Below are 11,578 nucleotides of genomic sequence, written 5' to 3' on the forward strand. Positions count from 1 at the left end.
CATGAGCACTGCAACAATTTCAGGACGGAAGAAGTCCTTCCTGTCCGGACTTCCTGTCATTTCCCACGTCAACAAGAGCGTTGGCCTCCAGCGGGGCATGCTCATCACCGGGCTTGTGCTGACCGGGATCTTCCTTCTCTCGACCGTGCTCGCGCCGTTCATCGCACCGTACGGCTATTCCCAACTGAGTGACGCTTCCGGATCGTTCCCGACCCAGGAAGCCCCCAGCAGCAAGCACCTGCTCGGCACCACAGTCGGCGGCTATGACGTTCTCTCCCGCGTCCTGTGGGGGTCACAGACCGCCGTGACCGTGATCGTCGTCGCCGTGGTGATGTCCATCTTCCTCGGCGTCGCGTTGGGCCTGCTCAGCGGTTACTTCGGTGGGTGGCTGGACCGGGTGCTGGTAGTCATCGCCGATGCCATTTATGCCTTTCCTTCCCTGCTCCTGGCGATCGTCATGTCGATCGTCATCAGCCGTGGCCAGTCGAGCTTCTGGGGCGGCATCCTCGCCTGCGCCTTCTCGATCACCGTGGTGTTCGTTCCGCAGTATTTCCGCGTGATCCGGGCCGAAACCATCAGGCTCAAGGCCGAGCCGTTCGTCGAGTCGGCCATGGTCCTGGGCGCGTCCAGCGTTCGGATCATCACCCGGCACATCTTCAAGAATGCCACCAGGACGCTTCCTCTGATGTTCACCCTGAACGCCTCCGAAGCGATCCTGACCCTTGCCGGCCTTGGCTTCCTGGGCTTCGGCATTGAACCGTCCTCGGCCGCAGAGTGGGGCTTCGACCTCAACAAAGCCATGGCGGACGCGTCCTCCGGCATTTGGTGGACTGGAGTCTTCCCCGGTATCGCGATCGTCCTCACAGTGCTGGGGCTGACCTTGGTCGGCGAAAGCATCAACGACCTCAACGATCCACGCCTGCGCGGCCGCAAGCGTGCTGGAGGCAAGGCCTCCCGCTCCAAGGCCGCGGCAGGAACCGACGGCACGAACACAGGGGCCCCTACCGCTCCCAAACCGGAAACAGGCAGCCCAGAAGCAGGTAAGGCATGACCACCAATATCGGCAACATTTCGGACCAGCCGCTGCCATCCGGGCAGCCCGTCCTGGACATCGAACGGCTCAAAGTCACCTTTGCCACCGACAGCGGCGACGTCTACGCGGTCAAGGACGTCAGCCTCGAGGTCAAAGCCGGCGAAGTGCTGGCGATCGTAGGGGAGTCGGGTTCCGGCAAGACTGTCACGGCCAAGACCATTCTCGGCCTGCTCCCTGAAACGGCCATCAGCTCGGGAGCCGTGCTGATCAACGGCAACAACGTCATCAGCGTCAGTGCGTCCAAACTGCGTAAGATCCGTGGCCGTGACGTGGCCATGGTCTTCCAGGAACCGTCAACGGCCCTGAACCCGGTGTTCACGGTCGGCTGGCAGATCGCCGAAGGCATCCGGGCCCATGCCTCGGACGGACACCGCATCTCGGCCAAGGAAGCCAAGAAAAGGGCCACTGAAGCCTTGCGGAAAGTGGGCATCCCCGATCCCGAAATCCGCGTCAACTACTACCCCCACCAGCTTTCCGGTGGCCAGAAGCAACGCGTAGTCATCGCGGCTGCGCTCGCCTTGAACCCGGGTTTGATCGTGGCGGACGAACCGACGACGGCCCTGGACGTCACTGTCCAGGCCGAGATCCTTCAGTTGCTCCGGGACTTGCGGGACAAGTACGGCACCTCGATTGTGCTCATTACGCACAATATGGGTGTCGTGGCCGATCTGGCCGACCGCGTCGTTGTCATGTACCAAGGCGATGTCGTCGAGGAGGCTACCGCCCGGGTCCTTTTCGCCGAGCCCAAGCAGGATTACACCAAGAAGCTGCTGGCCGCCGTGCCGCACCTCGGCCGCAACTCAGCGTCCGAAGGGGCCACCAAACGGTTGCACCAAACCGGAAAAATCCTGGTTGAGGCAAAGAACCTCACCATCGAGTATCCGGGCCGCCTCGGCAAGCCGGGGTTCAAGGCCGTCGACAACGTCAGCTTCACGGTCTCCGAGAACGAGGTCTTTGGCCTGGTTGGCGAGTCCGGTTCCGGCAAGTCGACTATCGGCCGGGCCATCGCAGGCCTCAACAGGGCAACCGGCGGCAGCCTCAAGGTCCTTGGCTACGAAATGCTGGGCTTCAAGGAGCACACATTCAAGCCGCTGCGCAAGGACATCGGCTTTGTCTTCCAGGACCCGGCCGCCTCGTTCAACCCCCACCTGACCATCGGTGAGTGCGTGGCCGAACCGCTCCTCATCCATACCCACCCCAGCCCGGCTCAAGCACGCCTGCGCGTGGCGCAGTTGCTCGAATCGGTGCAGTTGCCGGCGTCGTACGCTGAACGCTTCCCGCACGAGCTCTCCGGCGGGCAGCGCCAGCGCGCTTCGCTGGCGCGTTCGCTCGCGCTCAACCCGCGCCTCCTGATCGCCGACGAGCCGACCTCGGCCCTCGATGTTTCCGTGCAGGCAAAGGTCCTGGAACTGTTCAAGGACATCCAGGAAGAGTTCGGTTTTGCCGCGCTGTTCATCAGCCACGACCTCGCCGTCGTGGACATTCTCTCCCATTGGGTGGGCGTGTTGTACAAGGGCGAGCTTGTGGAGCAAGGGATCGGCAGCCAGATCATGGGCAATCCCCAGCATGACTACACCCGCAGGCTCATCGCCTCGCTGCCGGTGCCGGATCCTGACGAACAGGCCCGACGCCGGGAAGAGAACCGCGCGCTGCTGGGCATCTAGCCCGCCACGCAAGCCCCGGCCCGCAAGGTCAGGCATGCCCGCCCTTCTCCGCGAAGGGCGGGCATGTCCGTTCGGCCGCGGCTATTCGGACACGATGCTGATGTTGAAGAGCTTGTCCTTCGGTTGGCGCATGAAGATCCTGAGCCACAGCGGCATCCACATTTCAAGGCCGCGGGCGACGTCGAGCCCGCCCAGGTCGTGGATGTGTTCCGGGAGCCAGCCGAACTCCCGCAGGAGCGCGACGACGGTGGCTTTCGCCTCGTCGTCGTTCCCCGCCACGAAGACGTCATGGGCACCATCGGCGAGCCTGAGTGGATCAACCATCAGGGGAGCAGTCAAGGTGTTGAGGGCCTTGACCACAAGGGCCTTGGGGAAGGAACGCTGGATGGTTTCGGCAATGCTGTCGGTATTGCAGACGGAGAGCGACGGCGGGAAACCGGCGGAAAAGTCCAGCGGGTTGGACACATCCACCAGGACCTTGCCCGCCAGGTTCGCCGCCCCGGCTTCACTCAACGCAGCGAGAGAGACCGTGCCCGGGGTCGCGTTGACCACGATCTCGGCCATGGCTGCGGCCTCCGCGAAGGAACCGGAGCTTGCTCCCGGACCTGCCTGCGCAGCCCACTCCGTCCCCTTGGGATTGCCGGCTTCCCGGGAACCCATCATGACCTCGTGGCCTACCGCCACCAATTTGCTGGCCAGTGCATGCCCCACCATTCCGGTGCCAAGAACTGCGATTTTCATGCGTGCTCTCCTTATCATCGGCGCGGACATGCCCATTCTGCCCCTCAAGGGCCGGCCGGCACACCCTAGACTGGAGGAATGACCGAGCAGAACCACGCCCTCCCCGACGCCGATTCCTTCGATCCTTCCGCCAGCTCCCTGGCCGGCCGCGTGGACCAGGCCGTCATGGACGAGTTGCTCTCCATCCGCTCCAGCATCGACAACATCGACGCCACCCTCGTCTTCCTCCTTGCGGAACGCTTCAAGGCCACCCAGAAAGTGGGCGTCCTCAAGGCGACGCACAAACTTCCTGCCGGTGACCCGGGACGGGAGTCCGCCCAGATTGCGCGGCTCCGCCGGCTCGCCGAAGAAGCGAACCTCGATCCTGCCTTCGCCGAGAAGTTCCTGAATTTCATCATCAGTGAGGTCATCCGGCACCACGAGGCAATCGCCGAAGGCCACCAGGCTTCCATCGCGCAGGCCTGAACACGTGCCTGCCGAATCCGCGCAGAACCAGGTCACCGCCACGGCATTGGGTCCTTGGCCCGGGACGGATCCTGCTGAGGCAGCCCGTATCATCCGCGGCGAGCTGGGCAGCCCGCACCTGCCGTTCCTGGCTGAACTTCCGGACCGTGGCGTCGGCTCAGACGCCCTCGGCCGGACGGCATCCCTCCTGGTTGAGTTGGCCATCGATGTGCAGCCGCACGGCTGGCGCCTGGTTGACCGCCCCGGGAAAGACCTGCGGCGTGCGAGGTCCGCCCTCGCCACGGACATCAACGTCCTGGCCGACGTTGCCGGCTCGGAAGAATCCTCCGCCGAGGAACTCAAGATTCAGTTGCGCGGCCCCCTGAGCCTCGCCGCGGGCCTCTACTTGCACAACGGGGAGCGCGCCCTCCTTGACTACGGCGCCCGCAGGGACATTGCGGAGTCCTTGGCCGCCGGCGTCGCCGAGCACGTATCCCGGGTCCGGGCGGCCGTGCCGGGCGCCGGGATAGTAGTCCAGCTCGACGAACCGGACATCTCTTCCGTGTTGGCCGGCACCATTCCCACGGCGAGCGGCTACCGGACCCTGCGCTCCATCCCGGGCGAGGAGGTCACGGGCGCATGGCGGTTGGTCATCGACGCGCTGCGGGCCGCAGGAGTGGCGGAGACCGTGGTTTCCGTTCCGGAAATAGAAGCCCCGATCCAGCAGATCCTCTCCTCCGGAGCCGACGGCGTCGCCCTTCCGCTCAAAGCACTCACCACGCGCCAATGGGAACAGATTGCCACTGCGGTGGAAGCGGGCAAACGCCTGTGGGCCGGCGCTCTGCCCATAGACAATCCGCGGGCAACCCTGCCACGTACCGCCGAGCTTGTGGACACCGTTTGGCGGCCTTGGCGCCAACTCGGCCTACCGGCGTCGAGCCTGGGGGCCGTCCGTGTCACGCCGTCGGACGGGCTGGCCGGACTCTCGCCGTCGGGGGCTAAAGAGGTTCTGAACCGCTTGACCCAGATAGCGGACGGGCTGAACCAGCTCGCGCTCGGCTAGCCTGCCGTCCGGCCCCTTCTAGACGCGCCGTTCCCAACGGTCCGGCTCGGCATAGCGGGGGAGCCCGACGGCGGCGGTGGCGGTTCGCGCTGCCGCGTCACCATCCGTCGCGGGCAGCGATGGCGCCAAACGGTAGTCGAAGGAGCCCGCGTAGACCAGGACCAGTCCAACGTGCGGCTGAAGCACCTTCACCTGGATCCGATGCTTGCCTTCTGCCGCATCCCACCACTGCTCCGCGTAGGCCTTCGCATCAAGGGAATCCGGCAAAGTGAGCCTCAGCGGACCCAGGAACAAACGCGAGGCACCCGAGACGCCGCGAAGCCGCCCCTCCGGCGTGACATCCAGATCCAATGCCGTGGCAAGCCTGCGGTATCGGCCCACATAGTCGACCAGGCGGGTGCCGCCGTCGTTGGTAGTCTCCGCGACAGTGGTGTCATGGAACAGCCGGGTGTGCCCGAGAAAGAAAATTTCACGCCGGGCCGTGAGGCTGGACCGTCCGAACGGATCAAGGTGGGCGTGATTTTCGATGCGGAACGGGACGCGCTCGCCGTACTCGGGGAAGAAGGCCTCTTCCCCTGCAACCGTGGCAAGGAGGGGACGAAGCCACTTCTGCCGGCAACCAACCACGTCGAACACGCCCTCGCCGATTCCGTAGGATCCGGAGCCCGGAGCAAGGGAGAAATAGTCCTGGAGCTCAGGCTGCAACTGACGGAACTTGCGGCCCAGCGCCAACTCGTAGATGGGTGTGCTCATGTGCTTTCCTCGGATTCCGGGTTGTTGATATCTGGACTCGGCGCGTGGCCAGGCTACAGGCGGCCCGCAGCCTTCAGCCGAATGTATGCGTCCGCCAAGAGGGGCGGCAGTTCCAACGGCTCGGCGTCGACTACCTCCGCGCCAAGCTGGCGCAATTGGGCGCTGACGGCCTCACGGTCCAGCAGCGCACGTTCGGCGGCCGAGGCACGGAAGACCTGGCTCGCCGTCGTGCGTTCTTCCTTCATTCGTCCCAGCAAAGGGTCCCGGACCGATCCAAGCAGCACGACGTGCTGCCGCACGAGTTGCGCCACCAAGGGAATGAGCCCTTCTTCGGGGGCGCCGCTGTCGAGCGAGGTCAACAGGACCACGAGGGAACGGTGCGCGGAAATGGCCCGTACCTGGGCCGGGACCTGGGCCCAGTCCATCTCGATCAGTTCCGCCTCAAGGGGAGCCATGGCCTGGACCAAGGAGCCGAGGAGATTGCCTTTTGCCGCTGAATCGACGCGCCCGCGGACGCGCCTGTCGAAGGCGAAGAAGTCCACGCGGTCTCCGCCTCGCTCAGCCAGCACTGCCAGCAGGAGAACCGCCTCCATCCCGGTGTCCAGACGGGGCTCGTCGTCGATTCGGGCTGCCGCCGTGCGCGAGGTGTCAAGCATGATCACGACGCGGCGGTCCCGTTCGGGTCGCCAGGTCCGGACGACGACGGCAGTGCGCCGCGCGGTTGCCCGCCAGTCGATGGAGCGGACGTCGTCGCCCCGGACGTAGTCGCGGAGGGAATCGAACTCCGTGCCGGCCCCGCGGATCTGCACAGCCGCCTTTCCGTCGAGCTCCCGGAGTTTCCGCAGCTTGGACGGCAAATGCCGTTTGGAATGGAACGGCGGCAGGACGCGAAGGCGGCCGGGGAGGGCCACGGTACGTTGCCTGGCAGCCAGGCCAAGCGGGCCGAAGGAACGCAGCGTGACGTGCGGTGCCGTCAGGTCGCCGCGCCGAGTGGGCCTCAGCTGCACTGACATTCGCCGCCGTTCACCAGCCGGGATCTCGACGCGCTGGACGGGGGCGACGGTCCCCGCGGAGGGCTGCCAGGCGTCACGCACCATCCCGCGGAAGGTCCGCCGGTTGCCGTTTTCCAGCGTCAGAACGGATTCCGTTTCCGCGTGCAGGGTGACATTCCCGGGATCCTTCCGCCGCAGGGCGATCTTGGCCGGCGACGCTGCAAGCAGGAGGTCGCACAACGCCAGGGCAAGCAGCACGGCGGAGGTGAGGAGGACCGTACCCCAGGCGGGAAACAGCAGCAAGGGGGCCAATGCGGCGAAAACCAGAAGCACAAAGCGGCCCGTGATCGCCATTCAGTACCGCCCGACATAGATAGTTATGAGGTGGAAAGTCATGAGGCGAGGCCAATCAGCGCGGCACGGGAACAGAAGCCAGGATGCTGCCGAGGACATCATCCACGTGAACTCCATCCATTTGGGCTTCGGGTCGAAGCCCCACTCGGTGCCTCAAACACGGCAGGGAGAGCGCTTTGACGTCGTCGGGGGTGACGAAGTTGCGTCCGGACAACCATGCCCAGGCACGCGAGGTGTTCAGCAGCGCCGTGGCGCCACGCGGGGAAACTCCCAGCTGGAACGACGGCGCCGCCCGCGTCGCCCGCACGACGTCCACAATGTAGCCGAGGATCTCGGGGGCCACTGTCACTTTGGCCACCGCGTCGCGGGCATTCTGGAGTTCGACGACGCCCGCCACTGGCCTGACTCCCGCAGCCAGCAAATTGCGCGGATCAAAACCTTCCGAGTGCCTGCGGATCACTTCGATCTCTTCGGCACGTCCGGGCAGCGGCATGGAGAGCTTGAGGAGGAAGCGGTCCAGTTGGGCCTCGGGCAGGGGATAGGTGCCCTCGTACTCGACGGGGTTCTGAGTGGCGGCAACAATGAACGGCGACGGCAAGGGCCGGGAGAGTCCGTCCACGGATACCTGGCGCTCCTCCATGGCTTCCAACAGAGAAGCCTGGGTCTTCGGCGGCGTTCGGTTGATTTCGTCCGCCAGCATGATGTTGGTGAACACCGGTCCTTCACGGAAGGTGAATTCCGAGGTGTGCGCATCGTAGACGAGCGAGCCCGTGACGTCTCCCGGCATGAGGTCCGGAGTGAATTGGACGCGCTTCGTATCCAGGCTCAGCGCCGTGGACAAGGCACGCACCAGCAGGGTTTTGGCAACGCCCGGAACACCCTCAAGCAGTACGTGGCCCCCGCAGAGCAGTGCGATAAGCATGCCCGTCACCGTTGCATCCTGTCCGACGACGGCCTTGCCTACTTCGTGACGGACGTCCAGCAAGGCTTTGCGGGCAGGGTCGGACCCAGCAGGTGCCTGGGCTGGCTGTCCCTGCGACGCCGGGCCTCTCGAGTAGCCATAGTTGCCGTCGCTGAAGCTGTTTGTTTGATTGTTCATTGCTTGATTGCTCGGTGGTTGATTGTTCATCGGGCTGTTGCCTCCTGCTCGAGTTTTTCGATGCGTTGTGCCCATTGGACCAGTTCTGATTCGGTGCGGGGCCGGTGGTCCAGCAGTAGCATCCGCAACTCCGGTGCCGGCCGGTTGATCTTTCGGGACACGGCATCGAGGACGGCATCTGCGCCCGCCTCGGGGCCGAGCCGGAAGTGCCTGGCAAGCCTGGTCAACGTGCCGGCCCGGAGATTATCGGTTGCCCGGCTGACAGCACGGGAATCCTGGTAGAGACGGGCGCGGCCTTCGGCGGTCTCTACAGCCTTGACCACCACTGGCAGCGGCTCAAACACGAGCGGACCAAGGCGCCTGCCGCGCCACAGCACAGCGAGCGACGCGATCACCGCCAACCACAATCCCAGGAAGCCAACCCACGGTGGCGCCAATTCGTTCAGCGTGGGCGATCCGCCGTCATTTGGTACGTCACCGAGGCCCGGGAGATACCAGACGAGATCCGGCGTTGGCCCGAGGGTCCGGAAGGCCAATGCGGCGTTGCCCTCCACCTGCAGGAAATCGTTGCTGAGAAGGGCTGTGCTGCCGAGTACCACCAGCCGACCGTCCGCGCTGGCCGCGTACATGCCGCCGTCGTTGCTGCTAGGCCGGTAGCAGGTCACGTCGGCTCCTGTGTAAAGCAATGCGCCGTTGCCTGAGACACGCCCCGCAGCAAGTGGATCCGCTTGCCCGCACACCGCTTCCAACGTCGACGTCCCGTTGGGAACCACCCCGGCGTTATGGATCCCGCGGCTCAGCCCGGTCAGGGTTCGGAGGCCGGGGGCCACGACCACCACGCGGGCGGCCGATTGCAGCAAGCTGTGCAACTGGGCGGAATCGAGATAGCCGTTGCGGTCATACAACAAGACGGTGGCGCGCGGTTTCCCGGCCAGCAGCGCGGTTGTCGTCGCGAGCGAATCGGATTCCGTGACCGTGACTCCGTGCTGCCGGAGGATTTCGGTCGCGGCCATGGCACCATCCGGGGCGGGATTGCGGGCAGAGAGGGGTGCCGTGTCTGTGTTCGCGGGGGACTGGGCCACGGTGACAGAGCCCAGTACCGCGACGATGGCCCCGATGATGATCCAGGCCATATGGCGGCGCAACCAGCCCCGCAACTGTGCGGCCCTACGGCGTTCCTTTGCTTTGCCGGGGCCGTGTGTCATTGGGCCGGTTGTCACGGGGCCGGTTGTCATCGCGGCACCGCCAAACCGTTCGCGGGCTGCCCGGCGAAATCAGGTCTCATAGCCGATAACCTGGTGTCCAAGGCGCGCACGGCAGCATGGTCGGAAGCTGTGGCGGTTGCCTTTCCGTATTTCACGCCATCGAAAATCCTGGCCGCTTCCTCAAGCCGCGAACTGGCTGCCCCGAACGCGCGCCCCAATTGAGCAGCCGCCTCGTCCGCGGTCCGGCCAGCCTGGATATCAATGACTGCCCGGTCCTCCGCAGCGCGAACCACGGCGCGGAACTGTTCGACGACGGCCGTTTGCCAGTCCTCACGGCTTGCGGCGGCAGATGCGAGGGCGCGGAACGCGTCGGCATCAACTGTTGGCTCACCGTCGAAAACCTTCGCCGACGTCTTCTTACGCGCGTTGAGCCTCGGCCTGACAACTATCACGGCAACCACAATGAGGACCACGGCCAGGGCACCGATCAACGGCACCCCGATATTTGCTCCGCCGATGGAATCGCCATTCAAGGAGCGGAGCCAGTCGACGAACTGATTCCATATCTCAGCGATCCAACTGGGTTTGGCCGATGCGTACTGCGGCTTGGACAATTCCTCGGCCGCCCACCGCTGGGCCTCGCCGCGGTCCGGATCAACGGGAGGTTCGAAGGCAGGGAGAAGTTGGAAGGCAGGGAGAAGAAGGGCGAGGGACGCGGAGACCGGGATCATCCTCTGGGGAATCCCTGAGCGGTGTTCGGCGGCCATGGTTGCGCACCGGCTTGACGTGCCCGGCGGCGGCCTGGAACGCCGTCGGGATCTTCCCCGGTCTCCAGAAGCCGCAGGAGCTCAACGTCCAGTCCGTCACGCCGCATCCTCAGGTCCATGTAGATCAGGGCTGCGACGGAGGTCTGGAAGGCAAAGCCCACTGCACTGACGAGGACCCCTACGACCAGGGAAACCACTGCCAGGACAATAGCCGTCGTCGTCACCTGCGAGGCGCCTGCGTGGGGTGCTAACACGGAGGTTACTCCGCCGGACGCCAAGCTCAGGGGAATCTGGATGACCGACCCGATGATACCCACCATGAAGGCCACCAGCAGCGTGATTCCGAAGATCCGCCACCAATTCCGGCTCGTCAGCGTCCACGAGCGCCGAAGACCGGCGAAGACGCCGAGTTCTTCTACGGTGATCGCGGCCGGGGCCACCAACAGCTTGGTGTACACCCAGGCAAACACGACGAACGCGCCGAATCCCAACGGGAGAAGCAATAGCACCCCGGCCGGTCCCAATCCAGTCAGGATGAGGGCGGCCAGCAAGAACAGGACGAGGAAGAACAGCAATGATCCCGTGAGGAGGAGGCACGCAAGACCCACCAGGGGCCAGATGCGCGATCGGGCAAGGGACCACATTTGCTTGAACCCGGTGGGCCGGTTCAACGCAGACCTGGCGACGGGGATGGCCATGACGCCCTGAAGGATAGCCGCGAGCACCATGGCGAGCAATGAAATTCCCATGATCCCGGCAACGGGACCAAAGAACGAGCCAAGATACCGCATCGCCTCGTCCTGGCTCGCGAATCCTCCGACGGGAGGTTGGACCATCCCGAGCATGCCCAGCGCGGCCACCTCGCTCAGCGCGCCGGAGATGGCCTGGACAATAAGGGCGGAGCCGAACATGGTTTTGGCGTTCCGGCGGATGGTCTGGAAGGCACCGTCCATGATTTCACCGAAGAAGAGCGGCCGGAGGGGCACGATTCCGGGTTTCGGGGGAGCCACATAGCGCGGCTGGCCATAGGGCGGCGGACCGCCGGCCGGCCAGCGCGGATCGATCGGCGCGCCCCACGATTGCCCCGGATACTGTGGCGCGCCCCATTGCGGCTGGGCGCCCCACTGTGGCTGGGCGCCAGGCTGCGGCTGCCCCCATTGTGGCTGGCCGCCAGGCTGCGGCTGCCCCCATTGTGGCTGGCCGCCCCACGGCGGCTGTGGTCCCTGTTCCGGCCGGTTCCCCGGATCTGGCTGTGACACGTTTTCCTCCCCAAAAGATGCGTCCGCAGCAATGCACGGACCCCGAGAGGGACCGTTCGCACCAGCCTATAGTTCCGCCGTCGCGCCTCATAGCCCATTTGCTTGCCGGCTGCAGCGCGCCATGCCGTGATCGGGCTCAACGGG

General features: G+C 65.1%; 11 protein-coding genes. 4 read left to right on the plus strand and 7 right to left on the minus strand.

The genetic code is table 11. From position 1 onward, the window contains the following. Position 1 precedes the first annotated feature (1 nt). Positions 2–1,051 (plus strand): ABC transporter permease, encoded by a 1,050-nt coding sequence (locus AB4Z38_RS01245; RefSeq protein ID WP_441428020.1) that lies wholly within the window; start codon positions 2–4, stop codon positions 1,049–1,051. Next, entirely contained in the window at positions 1,048–2,757 is a 1,710-nt protein-coding gene (locus AB4Z38_RS01250; protein WP_441428021.1) for an ABC transporter ATP-binding protein, read from the plus strand. Before AB4Z38_RS01245 ends, AB4Z38_RS01250 begins: the two co-directional genes overlap by 4 nt. 81 nt (positions 2,758–2,838) lie before the next feature. Here AB4Z38_RS01250 and AB4Z38_RS01255 read toward each other — a convergent pair whose 3' ends face one another. Further along, positions 2,839–3,498, minus strand: a complete 660-nt coding sequence (locus AB4Z38_RS01255; RefSeq protein ID WP_441428022.1) for an NADPH-dependent F420 reductase — start codon at positions 3,496–3,498, stop codon at positions 2,839–2,841. A 78-nt stretch (positions 3,499–3,576) separates the two neighbouring features. Between AB4Z38_RS01255 and AB4Z38_RS01260 the strand changes: the two genes are divergently transcribed. Beyond that, positions 3,577–3,963 (plus strand): chorismate mutase, encoded by a 387-nt coding sequence (locus tag AB4Z38_RS01260; protein ID WP_236811919.1) that lies wholly within the window; start codon positions 3,577–3,579, stop codon positions 3,961–3,963. A 4-nt stretch (positions 3,964–3,967) separates the two neighbouring features. Further along, entirely contained in the window at positions 3,968–5,005 is a 1,038-nt protein-coding gene (locus AB4Z38_RS01265; RefSeq protein WP_441428023.1) for a hypothetical protein, read from the plus strand. Between the two features lie 18 nt (positions 5,006–5,023). On the opposite strand, the gene AB4Z38_RS01270 is transcribed toward AB4Z38_RS01265, so the two are convergent. From AB4Z38_RS01270 to AB4Z38_RS01295, 6 genes are read right to left on the minus strand one after another with little or no spacing between them, the layout of a single operon-like run. Then, entirely contained in the window at positions 5,024–5,758 is a 735-nt protein-coding gene (locus tag AB4Z38_RS01270; protein ID WP_441428024.1) for a DUF4166 domain-containing protein, read from the minus strand. A 53-nt stretch (positions 5,759–5,811) separates the two neighbouring features. Next, a complete protein-coding gene (locus tag AB4Z38_RS01275) occupies positions 5,812–7,104 on the minus strand; it encodes a DUF58 domain-containing protein (protein ID WP_441428025.1) in 1,293 nt (430 codons plus the stop codon). A gap of 55 nt (positions 7,105–7,159) precedes the next feature. Further along, the gene (locus AB4Z38_RS01280) at positions 7,160–8,203 is read right to left on the minus strand and encodes an AAA family ATPase (RefSeq protein WP_441428026.1); all 1,044 of its coding nucleotides are present in this window, start codon (positions 8,201–8,203) and stop codon (positions 7,160–7,162) included. A 26-nt stretch (positions 8,204–8,229) separates the two neighbouring features. Further along, on the minus strand, positions 8,230–9,408 hold the full coding sequence (locus AB4Z38_RS01285) for a DUF4350 domain-containing protein (RefSeq protein WP_441428027.1): 1,179 nt from the start codon (positions 9,406–9,408) through the stop codon (positions 8,230–8,232). A 26-nt stretch (positions 9,409–9,434) separates the two neighbouring features. Further along, complete coding sequence (locus AB4Z38_RS01290; protein ID WP_441428028.1) at positions 9,435–10,139, minus strand: DUF4129 domain-containing protein; 705 nt, start codon at positions 10,137–10,139, stop codon at positions 9,435–9,437. Next, positions 10,136–11,434, minus strand: coding sequence for a hypothetical protein (locus AB4Z38_RS01295; RefSeq protein ID WP_441428029.1), 1,299 nt, complete (start codon positions 11,432–11,434; stop codon positions 10,136–10,138). Before AB4Z38_RS01295 ends, AB4Z38_RS01290 begins: the two co-directional genes overlap by 4 nt. Positions 11,435–11,578: the final 144 nt, after the last annotated feature.

The organism is Arthrobacter sp. 2RAF6 (assembly GCF_052115205.1).
GTDB lineage: Bacteria > Actinomycetota > Actinomycetes > Actinomycetales > Micrococcaceae > Arthrobacter.

Coding starts and splice junctions, on each gene's coding strand:
- AB4Z38_RS01245 (WP_441428020.1), top strand. CDS start 2: ATGAGCACTGCAACAATTTCAGGACGGAAGAAGTCCTTCCTGTCCGGA.
- AB4Z38_RS01250 (WP_441428021.1), top strand. CDS start 1,048: ATGACCACCAATATCGGCAACATTTCGGACCAGCCGCTGCCATCCGGG.
- AB4Z38_RS01255 (WP_441428022.1), bottom strand. CDS start 3,498: ATGAAAATCGCAGTTCTTGGCACCGGAATGGTGGGGCATGCACTGGCC.
- AB4Z38_RS01260 (WP_236811919.1), top strand. CDS start 3,577: ATGACCGAGCAGAACCACGCCCTCCCCGACGCCGATTCCTTCGATCCT.
- AB4Z38_RS01270 (WP_441428024.1), bottom strand. CDS start 5,758: ATGAGCACACCCATCTACGAGTTGGCGCTGGGCCGCAAGTTCCGTCAG.
- AB4Z38_RS01275 (WP_441428025.1), bottom strand. CDS start 7,104: ATGGCGATCACGGGCCGCTTTGTGCTTCTGGTTTTCGCCGCATTGGCC.
- AB4Z38_RS01280 (WP_441428026.1), bottom strand. CDS start 8,203: ATGAACAATCAAACAAACAGCTTCAGCGACGGCAACTATGGCTACTCG.
- AB4Z38_RS01285 (WP_441428027.1), bottom strand. CDS start 9,408: ATGACACACGGCCCCGGCAAAGCAAAGGAACGCCGTAGGGCCGCACAG.
- AB4Z38_RS01290 (WP_441428028.1), bottom strand. CDS start 10,139: ATGATCCCGGTCTCCGCGTCCCTCGCCCTTCTTCTCCCTGCCTTCCAA.